The 15,082-nt window shown below is 71.3% G+C and carries 15 protein-coding genes and 3 pseudogenes; 9 read left to right on the top strand and 9 right to left on the bottom strand.

Annotated elements, in window-relative coordinates:
- Positions 1 to 139: 139 nt before the first annotated feature.
- From I2W78_RS40335 to I2W78_RS08610, 3 genes and pseudogenes are all read right to left on the bottom strand, one after another.
- Positions 140 to 382 (bottom strand): annotated as a pseudogene (locus tag I2W78_RS40335) (MFS transporter); the annotation flags it as partial.
- Positions 383 to 453: 71 nt separating this feature from the next.
- Positions 454 to 579 (bottom strand): hypothetical protein, encoded by a 126-nt coding sequence (locus I2W78_RS41085; protein ID WP_269066387.1) that lies wholly within the window; start codon positions 577 to 579, stop codon positions 454 to 456.
- Positions 576 to 1,611 (bottom strand): annotated as a pseudogene (locus tag I2W78_RS08610) (zinc-dependent alcohol dehydrogenase family protein). The gene I2W78_RS41085 and the pseudogene I2W78_RS08610 overlap by 4 nt, the downstream one beginning before the upstream one ends.
- 306 nt (positions 1,612 to 1,917) lie before the next feature.
- Between I2W78_RS08610 and I2W78_RS08605 the strand changes: the two are divergent.
- Together I2W78_RS08605 and I2W78_RS08600 are read left to right on the top strand one after the other, a co-directional pair.
- Positions 1,918 to 2,814 (top strand): helix-turn-helix transcriptional regulator, encoded by an 897-nt coding sequence (locus I2W78_RS08605; RefSeq protein ID WP_196458396.1) that lies wholly within the window; start codon positions 1,918 to 1,920, stop codon positions 2,812 to 2,814.
- Between the two features lie 25 nt (positions 2,815 to 2,839).
- Positions 2,840 to 3,859 carry an aldo/keto reductase gene (locus tag I2W78_RS08600; RefSeq protein ID WP_196458394.1) on the top strand — a complete coding sequence of 340 codons (1,020 nt, stop codon included), beginning with the start codon at positions 2,840 to 2,842 and terminating at the stop codon, positions 3,857 to 3,859.
- On the opposite strand, the gene I2W78_RS08595 is transcribed toward I2W78_RS08600, so the two are convergent.
- Both I2W78_RS08595 and I2W78_RS08590 read right to left on the bottom strand, forming a co-directional pair.
- Complete coding sequence (locus I2W78_RS08595; protein WP_196458392.1) at positions 3,833 to 4,048, bottom strand: DUF397 domain-containing protein; 216 nt, start codon at positions 4,046 to 4,048, stop codon at positions 3,833 to 3,835. The two genes, I2W78_RS08600 and I2W78_RS08595, sit on opposite strands and share 27 nt — an antisense overlap.
- Positions 4,049 to 4,050: 2 nt before the next feature.
- A pseudogene (locus tag I2W78_RS08590) lies at positions 4,051 to 4,155 on the bottom strand (helix-turn-helix domain-containing protein); the annotation flags it as partial.
- A 229-nt stretch (positions 4,156 to 4,384) separates the two neighbouring features.
- Here I2W78_RS08590 and I2W78_RS08585 point away from each other — a divergent pair.
- Together I2W78_RS08585 and I2W78_RS08580 are read left to right on the top strand one after the other, a co-directional pair.
- Complete coding sequence (locus I2W78_RS08585) at positions 4,385 to 4,720, top strand: ArsR/SmtB family transcription factor (protein WP_196458390.1); 336 nt, start codon at positions 4,385 to 4,387, stop codon at positions 4,718 to 4,720.
- On the top strand, positions 4,720 to 5,454 hold the full coding sequence (locus tag I2W78_RS08580; RefSeq protein ID WP_196458388.1) for a cation diffusion facilitator family transporter: 735 nt from the start codon (positions 4,720 to 4,722) through the stop codon (positions 5,452 to 5,454). Before I2W78_RS08585 ends, I2W78_RS08580 begins: the two co-directional genes overlap by 1 nt.
- A 267-nt stretch (positions 5,455 to 5,721) precedes the next feature.
- Here the strand turns inward: I2W78_RS08580 and I2W78_RS08575 are convergent, their stop codons facing one another.
- Both I2W78_RS08575 and I2W78_RS08570 read right to left on the bottom strand, forming a co-directional pair.
- The gene (locus I2W78_RS08575; protein WP_196458386.1) at positions 5,722 to 6,357 is read right to left on the bottom strand and encodes a TetR/AcrR family transcriptional regulator; all 636 of its coding nucleotides are present in this window, start codon (positions 6,355 to 6,357) and stop codon (positions 5,722 to 5,724) included.
- 110 nt (positions 6,358 to 6,467) lie between these two features.
- On the bottom strand, positions 6,468 to 8,075 hold the full coding sequence (locus tag I2W78_RS08570) for an MFS transporter (protein ID WP_196458384.1): 1,608 nt from the start codon (positions 8,073 to 8,075) through the stop codon (positions 6,468 to 6,470).
- A 189-nt stretch (positions 8,076 to 8,264) separates the two neighbouring features.
- On the opposite strand from I2W78_RS08570, the gene I2W78_RS08565 reads away from it, so the two are divergent.
- A complete protein-coding gene (locus tag I2W78_RS08565; protein WP_307783641.1) occupies positions 8,265 to 9,089 on the top strand; it encodes an LmeA family phospholipid-binding protein in 825 nt (274 codons plus the stop codon).
- 116 nt (positions 9,090 to 9,205) lie between these two features.
- On the top strand, positions 9,206 to 9,853 hold the full coding sequence (locus tag I2W78_RS08560; protein ID WP_196458382.1) for a TetR/AcrR family transcriptional regulator: 648 nt from the start codon (positions 9,206 to 9,208) through the stop codon (positions 9,851 to 9,853).
- Positions 9,854 to 9,930: 77 nt separating this feature from the next.
- Here the strand turns inward: I2W78_RS08560 and I2W78_RS08555 are convergent, their stop codons facing one another.
- Both I2W78_RS08555 and I2W78_RS08550 read right to left on the bottom strand, forming a co-directional pair.
- On the bottom strand, positions 9,931 to 11,223 hold the full coding sequence (locus I2W78_RS08555; RefSeq protein ID WP_196458380.1) for a cytochrome P450: 1,293 nt from the start codon (positions 11,221 to 11,223) through the stop codon (positions 9,931 to 9,933).
- Between the two features lie 20 nt (positions 11,224 to 11,243).
- Complete coding sequence (locus tag I2W78_RS08550) at positions 11,244 to 12,599, bottom strand: glutamine synthetase family protein (protein ID WP_196458378.1); 1,356 nt, start codon at positions 12,597 to 12,599, stop codon at positions 11,244 to 11,246.
- A 251-nt stretch (positions 12,600 to 12,850) separates the two neighbouring features.
- On the opposite strand from I2W78_RS08550, the gene I2W78_RS08545 reads away from it, so the two are divergent.
- The 3 genes from I2W78_RS08545 to I2W78_RS08535 are packed head-to-tail and all read left to right on the top strand — an operon-like array spanning position 12,851 to position 15,067.
- Positions 12,851 to 13,039, top strand: a complete 189-nt coding sequence (locus I2W78_RS08545) for a ferredoxin (RefSeq protein WP_196458376.1) — start codon at positions 12,851 to 12,853, stop codon at positions 13,037 to 13,039.
- A gap of 3 nt (positions 13,040 to 13,042) precedes the next feature.
- Positions 13,043 to 14,251, top strand: coding sequence for an NAD(P)/FAD-dependent oxidoreductase (locus I2W78_RS08540; RefSeq protein WP_196458374.1), 1,209 nt, complete (start codon positions 13,043 to 13,045; stop codon positions 14,249 to 14,251).
- A 9-nt stretch (positions 14,252 to 14,260) separates the two neighbouring features.
- Positions 14,261 to 15,067, top strand: coding sequence for an acetoacetate decarboxylase family protein (locus tag I2W78_RS08535; RefSeq protein WP_196458372.1), 807 nt, complete (start codon positions 14,261 to 14,263; stop codon positions 15,065 to 15,067).
- Positions 15,068 to 15,082 lie beyond the last annotated feature (15 nt).

Below are 15,082 nucleotides of genomic sequence, written 5' to 3'. Positions count from 1 at the left end.
GGAGCACTCCCGGCGGACCGATGACGGCGCCCGCCACCACCCCGACCGCCGTCAGGAAGAGGCCACGATCGCGGCGAGCACACCTCCCGTCACGACGAGCGGGCCACGGCGGGCGGGGACTGCCTCTGAGGTAACACAGGAGTGAGGTCAGCGAGAAGACGACCAGGGAGAACAGGAACACCCGTCGGTGTCCGAACAGGTCACCGGCCCGGGCGCCCAACAGCAGCAGTCCGCCGAAGACCAGGACGTAGGCGTTGGTGACCCAGGACAGGCCGGTCTCGGAGAACCCCATGTCGGAGCGGATCTGCGGCAGCCCGGTGAACACGATCGAGTTGTCGAGGACGACCATGAAGTAGCTGACGCAGATGATGACGAGGATCACCGTCGCGTGGACCGGGGTCCCGTTCGACCGCTCCGCCGTGGGCACCGGCGCACGCTGGGCGGCGGCGGTGGTCACGGTGTCACCAGCCCCATCGTCTGCTTCCCGGCGTCGGTACCGGTGTACGCCACGACGGTGCGGGAGGCACCCCGCAGACGCGCAGGCGCGTCCACCGCGCTGATCACAGGGTGCCTGTTCACGGCCGTACCAGCACCTTGAGGGCCTCGCGCGCGTCCATGGCCCGGTAGCCCTCGGCGACCTCGTCGAGTCCGACGGTGCGGTCGAAGACCCGGCCGGGCTCGATACGGCCCTCCAGCACGTCGGGCAGCAGTTCGTCGATGTAGGCGCGGGCCGGGGCGGGGCCTCCGGTCAGGGTGATGTTGTGGCCGAAGAGGCTGCCGAAGCCGACCGGGGCCTCCTCGTACTGGGGCACGCCCACGCGGCTGATGGTGCCGCCGGGGCGGACCACTCCGTACGCCTGCTCGTAGGCGGGCCGGTGTCCGACCGCTTCGAGGACGATCTGGCTGCCGCCGCCGGTGAGCTCACGTACCTTCTCGATGCCCTCGTCGCCGCGCTCGGGGACCACGTCGGTCGCCCCGAACGCGCGGCCGAGGTCGGTGCGGGAGGTGTGCCGGCCCATGAGGACGATCCGTTCGGCGCCGAGCCGCTTGGCGGCGAGCACGGCGAGCAGGCCGACGGCGCCGTCGCCGATCACGGTGACGGTGCTGCCCTGCTTCACTCCGCCGCGGACGGCGGCATGGTGGCCGGTGCCCATGACGTCGGAGAGGGTGAGCAGGGAGGGGATCAGGGCGTCGTCCGCGCCGACCGGGAGCTTGACGAGGGTGCCGTCGGCCAAGGGGCACGCGGGCCGCCTCGCCCTGGCCGCCGTCGACGCCGTTGCTCGCCCAGAAGCCGCCGTGCACGCACGAGGTCTGCAGCCCGGCACGGCAGTATTCACAGGTGCCGTCCGAATAGGCGAACGGGGCGACGACCAGGTCACCCTTCTTCACCGTCGTGACCTCGCTTCCGGTCGCCTCGACCACGCCGATGAACTCGTGGCCCATCCTCACCGGGCCGTCGGAGCCGGACATGGAGCGGTAGGGGTGCAGGTCGCTGCCGCAGACGCAGGCCGTGGTGATACGGACCAGCGCGTCGGTGGGTTCCTTGAGACCCGGGTCGGCGACGTGTCCGACGCGGACGTCGCCGGCTGCGTACATGAGTGTTGCGCGCACGGGTGTTCCTTCAGGTCGGTTCTCGGTTCGGGCCCGGACTCGGCATGCCTGTCCTGGGCCTTCTCCAGCGAACCGCGCGCAGGCGCGCAGGTGGGAGTCACTGCTCTTCCAGGTAATGGCAGTACCTCCCAGGTCCCCGCCGACGGACCTACCGTGAAAGGACCGGTACACGATTCACGCCGATCAAGAGGAGTCCCCCGTGCCCCTGGCCCCCGCCGAAGCCCCCACCCACCTCGCGTCCCACGCCGACCGGTCCCGGGTGATGTCCTGCGACGGCATCGCGGAGCACCCGCTCGGAGTCTGACCATGGCCGGAACCGACAAGAAGAACCTGGCCGCCGAGGTCCGCGAGTTCCTCAGCACCCGGCGGGCACGCATCACCCCGGAGCAGGCCGGGCTGCCGGTCTACGGCGGGAACCGCCGCGTCGCGGGCCTTCGCCGCGAGGAGGTCGCCCTGCTCGCGGGCATGAGCGTGGACTACTACGTCCGGCTGGAGCGCGGCAATCTCAGCGGCGCCTCCGACTCGGTGCTCGAAGCTCTCGCGCACGCACTGCGGCTGAATGAGGCCGAGCGCACCCACCTCTACGATCTGGCCCGGGCGGCCACTCCCTCGGGCAGGCGCCCCGCGGTGACCTCGTCCCGGGTGCGGCCCACGATCCTGCGGCTGCTCGACTCCATGACCGATGTCCCGGCGTTCGTACGCAATGCCCGGTTCGACATCGTCGCCGCCAACACGCTCGGTCGCGCGCTGTACGCACCGGTCTTCGACTCCCCCCTGTTCGCCCAGCGCGGGCCGGTCAACAGCGCCCGCTTCATGTTCCTGGACCCCGCCAGCAAGGATTTCTGGGTCGACTGGGACAAGGGGGCCGACGACGCGGTGGCCTTCCTGCGCACCGAGACGGGCCGGGCACCGCACGACAAGGCGCTGACCGACCTGATCGGGGAGCTGACGACGAGAAGCGACGACTTCGCACGTCTGTGGGCCCGCCACGACGTGAAGTTCCACCGCTCCGGCGTGAAGAACCTGCACCACCCGCTGGTCGGCGATCTGGCGTTGCCCTACGAGGCGATGGACCTGCCGTCCGACCCCGGTCTCCGCCTCAACTTCTACACCCCCGAACCGGATTCGCGAGAGCAGGAGGCCCTCGGTCTCCTGGCCAGCTGGGCGAGCACCGGCACCGCCGTCCCGTCCGGGAACGACTGACCACACGAACGAGGAGAAGAGCTTCATGCAGTACCGACCGCTCGGCCGCACCGGCGTCCAGGTCAGCCCGCTCTGCCTGGGCGCGATGATGTTCGGCCCCTGGGGCAACGAGGACGAGGCCGACTCCGTACGGATCATCCACCGCGCCCTCGACGCGGGCATCAACTTCGTCGACACCGCCGACGTCTACTCCGGCGGCGTCTCGGAGGAGATCGTCGGCAAGGCGCTCAAGGACCGTCGCGACGAGGTCTTCCTCGCCACCAAGTTCTTCATGCCGATGAGTCAGGACGACCCCAACCAGCGTGGCGGCTCACGGCGCTGGATCATTCGCGCGGTCGAGAACTCCCTGCGGCGCCTGGGCACCGACCACATCGACCTCTACCAGGTGCACCGCCCCAGCCCGGACACCGACGTGTCCGAAACCCTCGGCGCCCTCTCCGACCTCGTGCACCAGGGCAAGGTCCGATACATCGGCTCCTCCTCCTACTCCGGCTCCCAGATCGTCGAAGCCCAGTGGACCTCCCGGGAACGGCGTCTGGAGCGGTTCGTGACCGAGCAGCCGCCGTACTCCCTCCTGGTCCGCGGCATCGAGGAGGACGTGTTGCCCACCGCGCGCCGCCACGGCATGGGCACCCTGACCTACAGCCCTCTGGCCGGCGGCTGGCTCTCGGGCCGCTACCGCAGGGACAACGCCTCCGGCCCGGCCTCCGCGGCCCGCCCCGCGGCCCGCTTCGACATGAGCACCCCGGCCAACCAGCGCAAGCTCGACGCCGTCGAACAACTCGCGCTCCTGGCGGAGAAGGCCGGGCTCACCCTGATCGAGCTGGCCGTCGCCTTCGTCGTCAACCACCCCGGCGTCACCTCGGCGATCATCGGACCGCGCACCATGGAACAACTCGAAGCGTTCCTGCCCGCCGCCGACGTCACGCTCCCGGCCGACGTCCTCGACCGCATCGACGAGATCGTGGCACCCGGAGTGACCGTCAACCCCGCCGACAACAGCTACGGCGACTTCGAACTACGACCCGACCAGCGCCGACGCTGACACCGTCCGGCTCGAGGCAGCAGGACGGACAGAGAGGATGACGGGTCCGGCCACGGCCTTGGAGTCCCGGATGTGCACAGCTCCCGTGTCGGCCGCGACCTCGACACAGTCGCCGCCCTCCGCTCCGCTGTAGCTGCTCTTGAACCAGGCGAGGTCGGACGCGACGGCCGCGGACTCAGCGGTGTTCATAGCTCGATGGTCCTGGGCGACGGAATCCGCCGGCCCTGCTCGTACGACGCGACCGTGGACGCCGAGTAACCGATACGCCGCCCTAACTCCTCACGCTGCAGTCCCGCCCCTCCGGGCGTGTGAGAGCTGGTTCAACCCGGCACCGAAGCGGGCCCCCGACCCAGACCGGGGCGCGGGCGGAGGGGTGCGCGGCGAGGATCTCGGCGCGGGCCGGGACGTCCCACTCATGCCCTCCGGCTGCGGATCCGTCGCGTCTTGCGTCCTGGCCGCGGCAGTCGTGGTCCGGCGTGACGATCCATGGTTTCGTGAATCCACGATTCTCTGTATTGTCGAGGTGTGCTGTCCATCGCCTCCGACATCGACGCCCTGGCCCGTTTCGGCCGCGCGCTCGCCGATCCGATTCGCTGTCGCATCCTCCTGGAGCTGAGCAAGGCCCCGGCCCACCCCGCCGACCTCGCCGAGCAGCTGGAGATCTCCCGCACCCGGCTGTCGAACCACCTGGCCTGCCTGCGCGACTGCGGCATCGTCGTCGCCGTCCCCGTGGGCCGGCGCGTGCGTTACGAGCTCGCGGACTCCCGCCTCGGTCACGCCCTGGACGATCTGCGCGGCGCGGTCCTCGCCGTCGAGGCCGACCGCACATGCCCGGACGGCGAGGAGAAGGGCTGCTGCTGATGACCCTGGAGATATCCCTCGGCCCGTCCCTGGACCGCCGCGCCCAACTGGCCCGCCGAGTACGCCTGCTGGTCGCCGCCACCATCACCTACAACGTCATCGAGGCGATCGTCGCCATCACCGCCGGCACCCTCGCCTCCTCCACCGCCCTGATCGGCTTCGGCCTGGACTCCGTCATCGAGGTCTCCTCAGCGGCGGCCGTCGCCTGGCAGTTCTCCGCCGCCGACCACGCCGTACGGGAGGCCCGTGAGAAGACGACCCTGCGCATCATCGCCGTCTCCTTCTTCGCCCTGGCCGCCTATGTCACGGTCGACTCCGTCCGCGCCCTGACCGGCACCGGCGAGGCCGAACACTCCACCCCGGGCATCGTGCTGGCCGCCCTCTCGCTCGCGGTCATGCCGTTCCTGTCCGCCGCCCAGCGTCGCGCGGGCCGTGAACTGGGCTCCGCCTCGGCCGTGGCCGACTCCAAGCAGACCCTGCTGTGCACATACCTCTCGGCGGTGCTGTTGGTCGGCCTGCTCGCCAACTCCCTGTTCGGCTGGTCCTGGGCCGACCCGATCGCCGCCCTGGTGATCGGCGCCGTCGCGGTCAAGGAAGGCCGCGACGCATGGCGTGGCGACGCCTGCTGCGCGGTGCCCGCCGGCGCCGTCGCCGAGGCGCCTCCGCAGGACAGTCGCGGCTGCGCCGGCGATTGCTCCTGCTGCGGGCCGTCCGGGAAGTCCGACGCCCGATAGCGCGACAGCCCTCGCTGGGCCGGTCGTCTGCGGGTCGTCCGGGAAGTCCGATGCCCGATAGTGCGACAGCCCTCGCTGGGCCGGTCGTCTGCGGGTCGTCCGGGAAGTCCGATGCCCGATAGTGCGACAGCCCTCGCTGGGCCGGTCGTCTGCGGGTCGTCCGGGAAGTCCGATGCCCGATAGCGCGTCAACCCCGGCTGGGCCCGGCCGGTCGTGCGGTGGCTGTCGATCGCGCGTCTTCGCCGACCGTACCGCCGTGTCGAAGCGTCAGTCGCCTGTGGGAAGGGGGCGCTCGGCGATCTCGCGGGCCTCGTCCTCGGGGACGCCGAGCATGCGCAGCATCATCTGCGCCATGGCTCTGGCGGCCGCGTCGCTGTCGGCGTCCGGCCGGGTGAGGCGCAGGTCCAGCAGGGCCAGCAGGCTGCCGCCCAGCGCGGAGAGGGCGATCTCGGGGTCGGTGAAGGTGAAGCGACCGGAGGCCGCGCCGGTCTTCAGGTCGCCCAGGGCGCGCGGGGACAGGCCGCGGTCGGAGTGGATGTGCCCGAGTCCGCGATGGCGCAGGATCCGCATGATCTCGGGGTGCGTGTCGGCCATCCTGGCGCTGAGCCGGACGCCGAACGCGACCCGCTCCGCCGGATCGTCGACGCCTTCCAGCCGTTCGTCGATCGCCCGGCCGTACTCGTCGAGGGCGTCGAGCACCGCCTCGTCGAAGAGGGCTGCCTTGGAGTCGAAGTGGTTGTAGAAGGAGCCGAAGCCCACGTCCGCCCGGTCCGCGATCGCCTGGATGCTCACGCCCGTGTCGCCGGACTCGGCGAGGATCTGCCGGGCCGCACGGATGAGTGCCTGCCTGGTCGCGGCGCGACGGCGTTCGAACCGGTTGCTGGGCGGGGCTGACGTCGGCATGCGGTGAGTCTAACAATGGTCACCATTACTGATGCCTCCATCAGATACCGAGGGAGGCATCACCCATCCGCTCCGCACGCACCTGACGACGAGTCTGGGCGGCCTCGCCGTCAGCCGACCTCCGCGTGCTCCTTCTCGGTCTCCTCCGCCGCCACCTGGCGGTGCTTCCCGGTGGACTTGCGGCCGGGCAGGACGGCCAGGACGATCATCGCGCCGGCGGCCATGATGATGCCGCCGATGAGACTGGTGTGCGCGACACCGTGGGCGAAGGAATCGTGCACCGCGTCCACCAGGGCCTGCGCCTGCTGGGGGCCGGCGGTCGGGGTCCTGGCGATCTGTTCGGCGACCGCGAGGCCGGCGCCCACCGACTCCTTGGCGGTCTCCAGGGCCTCGTGCGGGAGCCGGTGGCCCACCAGATCGGTCAGCTCGTCCTTGTAGGCGGTGCCGAGCAGCGAGCCCAGGAGGGCGATGCCGAGGGAGCCGCCCAGTTCCAGCGAGGTGTCGTTGGCGCCGCCGCCGACGCCCAGCTCCGACTCGGGGAAGGAGTCCATGATCGTGTCGGTCGCCGGGGACACGCTCAGGCCGATCGCGAAGCCGAGCAGCAGCAGCGACGGCACGAAGTCGGTGTACGTCGAGGCCTTGTCGATCTGGGAGAGCAGGAAGACGCCCACGGTGCCGAGGACCATGCCGGGCACGACCATGGCCTTCACGCCGAGCCTGGGGGTCAGCCTGCCGGTCACCGCGGCGCCGACGAACACGGCACCGGCCAGCGGCAGCAGACGAACGCCGGTCTCCAGGGCGTCGTAGCCCAGGACGAACTGAAGGAACTGGGTGGCGTAGTAGATCGCGCCGAAGGTGCCGAAGAAGAAGAACAGCACCGCGAGCATGGAGCCGGTGAAGGGGCGCAGCGTGAACTTGCGGACGTCCAGCATGGGGTGGGGGTGCTTCAGCTCCCACAGGGTGAAGGCGGCGAAGCCCACGCCCGCGACGACGGCCGCCGCGATCGGGCCGGTGCTCCAGCCGAAGTGCGGGCCCTCGATGATGGCGTAGACGAGCGAGCCGACGGAGACGATCGACAGCAGTCCGCCGACGTAGTCGATCCGGCCCATGCCCTCCGCCCTGGACGGCGGCACCAGTACGAACGCGCCGATCACGGCGAGGGCCGCGATGGGCACGTTGATCAGGAACGTCGAGCCCCAGGCGTGCTCCTCCAGCAGCCAGCCGGCCACCACCGGGCCGACGGCGATGGCGAGGCCGGAGGTGGCGGTCCAGGCCGTGATGGCGCGCGCCCGCTCGCGCCTCGGGAACATGGCCACCAGGAGCGAGAGCGTGGCCGGCATGACCACGGCGGCACCCACACCCATGATCGCGCGGGCGGCGATGACCAGGTCGGTCTCGTCGACCAGGCTGCCCATCACCGAACCCCCGGCGAAGATCAGCAGGCCCAGTACGAGGGCGCCGCGGCGGCTGTACTTGTCGCCCATCGCGCCCAGCACCAGCATCAGCGCGGCGTACGGGACGGTGTAGCCGTCGACGACCCACTGGAGGTCACTGCTGCTGAGTTCGAGGTCCTGGGTCATGTCGGGGGCGGCGACGATCAGGGACGTGTTGGCCATGACCACGATCAGCAGGCTCAGGCACAGCACGAGCAGGGCCCACCAGCGTCGTGGGTACGGCCCGGTCATCTTCTCGACGGGTGTGTTCGCGAAGAGCGGCATCGGAAGCTCCTAGGGGTGAAGCGGCAGCTTCGGGGTCGGCAGCGGGAGTGGCGCGGGCTCGGGCTGTGTCCCGGCACCGCGGGAAGTTATTTGCCCACGAGTGTGCAGGCTAGTTTATTGCCCGACCGTGTGTAAATATTAATTGCCCGATGATGTGCAAGCAGCTGCCAGACCAGGTGGAGGAATGCCGTGTACCAGTCCCAGCCCGCGTACGCCGATGAACCCGCCCATGGGCCCCATGAGCCGTACGAGCCGTACGACTCCCAGTACGACGGGGGCTCCGTGTGCGTGAGCGCTCCGTCCCCGGAGAGGCGGCGGAAGCTGGTCGCCGCCCTGGCCGGGGTGCTGGCCGCGCTGCTGCCGGCCGTGCTCGTCGTGGACCGTGTCGCCGCGGGGCGCGCGGAGAGCCGTACGGCAGAGGCGTTCCAGGGCGGCATGGACACCCCGACGCGCCCCGAGGTCGATGTGAGGGGCTTCCCGGTGCTGCCCCAGCTGGTCTCCGGCTCGCTGCGGCACGTCGACATCACCGCCCACGACATACCCGCCGACGGCTCCGCGCGGCCGCTGCCGGTGACCAGGCTCACCGTCGGGCTCGACGACCTGAAGATCTCGGGCGACGCGGAGGAGGCCCACGCGCGTGCCGTCGACGCGACCGCGTTCCTGTCGTACGAGGACGTGTCGAACGCACTCGGCCTGGAGATCTCCCGGGACACCGAGCCGGACCGGGTCAGGGCCGTCGTCGCCCTTCCGCTCGCCGGGGAGGTCACCGTGAGTACGGCCGTCTCCGCGGCCGCCGGGAACAGCGTCCGGTTCACGGACTTCCGTGTCACCCGGGGGGAGCTGCCCGCCCCGGGGCGGACCCTGCTCGACAAGATCTTCGCGGAGCCCATCCCGCTGCGGAACATCCCCGAGGGGCTCCGCCTGCGGTCGGTCACGCCCACGGCGGGCGGACTCGACGCGCACTTCACCGGGCGGACGGTCACCTGGCGTCCGGACGCCTCCTCGGCCGCATGATCGGGGGAGAAGGCGCTCGACGCCTGTCACCGAGCGACTCCGGAGGGCGTGCGGATGCCGCGTGTCAGAATGGACGCGCCGATCCCGCTCTCCGTACCGCTCCGCCGAGGTTGTCCGTGACCAAGCCCGTGGCCCGCGTGCCGCAGCGACGCAACGCGCGCTCCAACCGGGCGCGCATCCTGGCCACGGCCCGTCAGGAACTCGGCCGGAACCCGGACATCACCCTGGAGGAGCTGGCGAGGGCCGCCGGTGTCGTACGGCGTACCCTCTTCGGTCACTTCCCCGGCCGGGCGGCACTGTTGGAGGCGCTGGCCGAGGAAGCCTCCGAGACCCTCCAGGACGCGGTGGCGGCGGGTGTCCGGCCGGCGGAGCCGGCCGAACGGGCGCTCGCGTACTTCACGTTGTCGATGTGGCCCGTGGGTGACCGTTACCGGATGCTCCTGGCGCTGGCCCACCGGGACCTGGGCGCGGAACGCGTCGCCGAGATCCTCAAGCCCGCGCGCGACGAGGTCACGGCCATCCTGGAACGCGGACAGCGGGACGGTGTCGTCCCCACCCATCTGCCACCCGCGGTGCTGAGCGCGGGTCTGGAGGCGATGACGGTCGCCCTGCTGGAGCAGGTCAACGTCGAGGCGCTGGAGGACGACGGCACCCGGTGCACCATTGCCATGCTCGTCGCGGCCGGTGTGCCGGAGAACCGGGCGCGTGTCGTGGTCGACGAGGTAGCCGCCACGATCGCCGCGGAGACCGCCGCCGACGACTGAGCCGTCCCACGTCGGTTCCTACGGCTTCGAAGGCGTCCTGAAGCCGTCGGCGCGTTCCGGGCCGTGCATTGCGTGCCTCAGGCGAGTGTCACCTCCACGGGCAGCTTCTTGATGCCGTTGACGAAGTTGGAGCGTACGCGGGGCACGTCACCGGCCAGGCGGATGCCGGCCAGGCGCGGAATGAGCTCCTCGAACATGATGCGGATCTCGGTGCGGGCGAGCAGGTTGCCCAGGCACAGGTGGGGGCTGCCCTTGCCGAAGGTGACGTGGTCGTTGTCCTGCCGGGCGACATCGAAGTCGTAGGGGTTGGTGAAGACCTCTTCGTCGCGGTTGCCGGAGGCGAACCACATGACGACCTTGTCGCCCTCCCCGATGTGCTTGCCGCCGAGTTCGACGTCGCGGGTGGCGGTGCGGCGGAAGTGGTACACCGGCGAGGCCCAGCGCAGGAACTCCTCGACCGCCGTGGGGATCAGCGACGGGTCGTCCTGGAGGCGGGCGAGCTGCTCGGGGTGCTGGAGCAGGGCCAGCATGGAATGGGTGATGGTGTGGCGGGTGGTCTCGTTGCCGGCGACGACCAGGAGCAGGAAGTAGTTGTCGAAGTCCTGCGGGGAGAGCGGGACGCCGTCGCGCGGGGTCTCGTTGACCAGCCTGGAGATCAGGTCGGTGCCGTTTCCGCCGCGCCGCCGCCGGGCGAGTTCGCGGCCGTACTCGAAGACCTCCAGTGAGGCGGGGGAGCGGAACGGCAGGTCGCGGTACTTCTCGCTCTCCGCGCTGTGCAGCAGCACGTCGGCGTAGTCGGGGTCGGTGTTGCCGATGATGCGGTTGCCCCAGTCGATGAGCTGCTGGTTGTCCTCGGGGGGCACGTCGAGGAGGCGGGCGAGGACGTTGATCGGGAAGTCGGCGGACACCTCCTTCACGAAGTCGAACGTGCCCTTGGCCAGGGCCGCGTCCAGGGTGGTGGCGGTCAGGCCGCGCAGGAAGTCGGCGTAGCTGTTGATGACGCTCGCGCCGAACTGGCGCTGGAGCAGGCTGCGCAGCGCGCGGTGGCGGACGCCGTCCAGTTCGAGGATCGAGGCGCGTTTCCTGATCTGGTCCTCGTCGACCTCCTCCAGGTTGACGAACTTCGTGGAGGTGAACGTCTGCGCGTCGCGGTCGACGCGGGCGATGTCGGCGTGCCGGGTCACCGCCCAGAAACCGGAGTTGGGCGCCTCCTCGGGCTGCCAGTGCACCGGGTCCTCGTGGCGCAGGGTGTGGAACATGCGCCAGGGGGTCACGCCGTCGGTGAAGTTGTCGAGGTCGGCCAGGTCGACGTCGGCCAGGGGCAGCGGCTCGCGCACGGCGTCGGTCACGGACTGGGCGGTGGTGGTCATGGTCGGAGGTCTCCTCGGGGTCACAGGTGGTAGGCGTACTCGGTGAACTCCCAGTCGGTGACGTGCCGTTGGAAGCGGGCGACCTCGTCGCGCTTGTAGGTCAGGTAGGAGGCGGTGAAGCCCTTGCCCAGGACGTCGGTGAGGGCGGTGTCCGCCTCCAGCGCGTCCAGGGCGGCGGGCAGGGTCGTCGGGAGGACGGCGGACCTGGCGGTGTCGTAGCCGTAGCCCTCCAGCGGGGCGGGGGGTTCCTCGCCGGCGAGGATGCCCAGCAGCGCGGCGGCGACGGTGCCGGCGACCAGCAGGTAGGGGTTGGCGCCGGCGTCGCCGAGGCGCAGTTCGAGCCGGGCGCCGGGGCCGCGCTCGGGCGGGATGCGGACCATGGCGCTGCGGTTGTCCAGGCCCCAGTCGATCAGCCAGGGGGCCAGGGTGTCCGGGCCGAAGCGTTTGTAGGAGTTGACCGTCGGGTTGGCCAGCGCCGCCAGGGCCGGGGCGTGCGCCAGGACGCCGGCCACGGCGTGCCGGGCGGTGGCGGACAGGCCGTACGGCGCCGACGGGTCGTCGAAGGCGTTGCCGTCCTCCCCGGTCAGGCAGGACAGGTGGAGATGGAAGCCGGAGCCGGCCGCGTCGTTGAACGGCTTGGCCATGAAGGTGGCCAGGCGGCCTTCCCTGCGGGCCAGTTCCTTGACGGCCGCCTTGAAACGGAAGGCCCGGTCGGCGGCCTCCAGGGCATCCGCGTGGGTCAGGTTGATCTCGAACTGCGCCCCGTCGAACTCGTGGTTGCCGCTACTGACGCCGATGTCGAGGTCACGCAGCTGACGCAGGGTGCGCAGCAGGTGGTTGTCGCCGTCCGCGCGCAGGCCCGCGGTGTAGACGACGCCGGTCGCCTCGTCGTAGCGGCGCCAGCCGAGCGGGGTGCCGGGTGCCGCGTCGCAGAGGAAGTACTCCAGCTCCGGGCCGACCACCGGTCGCAGGCCCTGCTCGGCGCATCGGTCGAGGACGGCGCGCAGCAGGTCCCGGGGGGACTCGGGCGCGGGCAGGCCGGTCGACGGGTCGGTGACGTCGCCCAGGCAGGACGCGACCCCGGGCTCCCACGGCAGCGGGGTCAGCGTGTCGAGGTCGGGGCGCACGCAGATGTCGGGCAGCCCGGAGTCCAGGCCGCCGGCCACCGGGACCACGTCGCCCTGGGGGCTGGTGTGGTAGACGGCGCGGCAGAAGGCGAGGCCGTGGTCGCAGGCCGCGGGGAGGTGGTCCAGCAGGACGTCCCGGGCCCGGTCGGTGCCGATGAGGTCGGGATAGGTCACCCGGACCACGTCGATGCCCTCGGCGGCCAGGCGCTCCATGTGCCGGCGGACGGGTGGGGTGTCGGATGCGCTCACCGTTGTCTCCTCTGGGGAAGGGGGCGCCTCCCAGAGCTCAGGGCGCTGGGGGAGAGAGGGCGGGCGGCCACGCGCTGCGGGGAGACGCAGGGGGCCGCTCCACTGTTTGGTGTCAAACGGTAGGGACGCCCGCCATCTCCCCGCAAGGGGTCTGTCGCAAAAATTTATCCATCCGGATAGCTATTGACCAGGGTCCGGTCGCTTCCTATGTTGTTTGGAACCAAACGAGCTTCGTATCTGGAGGGCCGGCCATGAAGGTCGTCGTCGACATGAACAAGTGCCAGGACCACGGCCAGTGCGTCTTCGCCGCACCCGACGTCTTCCGCTTCGACGACGCCGGACACCTCGCCCACGTCCCCGACCCCGACGACGCGCTGCGCGACGAGGTCGAGGAGGCCGCCGACGTCTGTCCGCTGCAGGCCATCCGCATCGAGGACTGAGCCGTGAGCACGAACGTCGTCGTGGTCGGCGCTTCCATGGCCGGCCTGCGCGCCGCCGAACAACTGCGCGCCGCGGGCTGGGCCGGGCCGATCACACTCGTCGGGGAAGAGCCCCACATGCCCTACAACCGGCCACCGCTGTCCAAGGAGGTGCTGGCCGGGAAGGCCCCCTTCGCGTCACTCGCCTTCCGGCCGCGCGCCGGGGTGGCCGACGTCGAATGGCGGCTGGGCACCAGGGCCGTCCGGGCCGACCTCGACCGGCGCGTCGTCGAACTCGACGACGGTACGGTCCTGCCGTACGGCGGACTCGTCGTGGCGACCGGCATGCGCCCCCGGCGGCTGCGGTGCCCCGGCCCGCTCACCGGCCGGCACACCCTGCGCACCCTGGCCGACGCCCAGGGTCTGCGCGAGTCCCTGACCCGCCCGGGCGCCCGCGTGGTCGTGGTCGGGGCCGGGTTCATCGGCTGCGAGGTGGCCGCCACCGCCGTGGCGCTCGGCGCGGCCGAGGTCACCGTGGTGGATCCGCTGCCGCTGCCCATGGTGGGGCCGCTCGGCGAACTGCTCGCGCGGGCGCTGCTCAGGAGGCACGAGCAGCGCGGCGTACGGTTCGCCCTCGGCACGGGCGTGACCGGCTTCGAGGGCGCGGAGCACGTCACCGGCGTGCGCCTCGACGACGGCACGGTGGCGGCCGCGGACGTGGTGGTGGAGGCGGTGGGTTCCGTCGCGAACACCGAGTGGCTCGACGGCAACGGCCTCGACCTCACCGACGGCGTGCTGACCGACGGGCAGCTGCGCGTCGGCGGACGGCACGACGTGATCGCCGTCGGTGATGTCGCCCGCTTCCCCAACGCCCGCTACGACGGCGTGCCCCGCCGCGTCGAGCACTGGTCGATCCCCACGGACACCGCCAAGCACGCCGCCCGGGTGCTCGCCGCCCACCTCACCGGAACCGACGCCGGCCTCGCGCCGTTCGCGCCGCTGCCGACGTTCTGGAGCGACCAGCACGACTTCCGCCTGCAGTCCTTCGGTGCCCCCGTGCTGGGCAAGGAGGACGTGCGTGTCCTGGAAGGCGACCCCGACGGGGACGTCCTGGCCGGCTACCACCGCGGCGGCCGGCTGGTCGGTGTGGTCGCCCTCGGTGGCCGGGCCGCCGCGGCCGCCGCCGCCCGCCACCGCGCCGAACTGCTCAAGCAGCCCGCCCTCACCGCGTAAGGAACCCCAGTGACCAGTGTCCGTGGCTACTTCCACCCCAAGACGGCGACCGGAGCCGCGTCGCTGATCCCCTCGCCGCCGTGGCGCTACTCCGGCGACCTGCTCACCGTCGAGTACCGCACCGACCCCGCCCGCGTGCGCGAACTGCTGCCCGAGCCGCTGGAACTCGCCGACGAGGACCCCGGTGCCGTCGCGCTCATCTGGGCCGACTGGCAGTCCTGTTCCGCCTCGGGGCAGGAACTGCTCGACCCGGTGCTGGCCCAGTACAAGGAGGCGTTCGCCGTCGTCCGCTGCAAGTACAAGGGCCGGACCTACACCCGCTGCGTCTACATCTGGGTCGACAAGGACTTCGCGATCGCCCGCGGACTGCACCAGGGCTACCCGAAGAAGCTCGGCTCGATCCACCAGACCCGCCCGCACCCCTACGGGCCCGCCCCCCGCATCGAGGCCGGCGCCCGCTTCGGCGCCACCCTCGCCGCCGCCGACCGCCGCCTCGCCCAGGCCGTCGTCACCCTGCGCGAGCCGTCGGACTCCAACGGCTTCGTCAACGGCCACCCGATGGCCCACCATCGCTGGCTGCCCTCCGTCGAGAAGGACAAGGGCCTCGCGCTGGACGAGCTGATCGAGTCCGGCGCCGCCTCCTTCGAGGGCGGACAGCCCTGGGTGGGCGACGCCGAGCTGGAGCTGTTCGAGGCACCCACCGAGGAACTGGCCCGGCTGGAGATCCGCGAGCCGATCGCCGCGTACTACCGGCAGGTCGGCGTGGTGTGGGACGGCGGCCGGCTGCTGGAGTCCAACACCTCGCGCGCCGAGTGAGCCCGCACCGCATCG

It is taken from the genome of Streptomyces spinoverrucosus (genome assembly GCF_015712165.1).
In the GTDB taxonomy this organism is placed as follows: domain Bacteria; phylum Actinomycetota; class Actinomycetes; order Streptomycetales; family Streptomycetaceae; genus Streptomyces; species Streptomyces spinoverrucosus_A.
The sequence above is the reverse complement of the archived record's forward strand: the minus strand, read 5'-3'. Positions and strand labels throughout refer to the sequence as shown.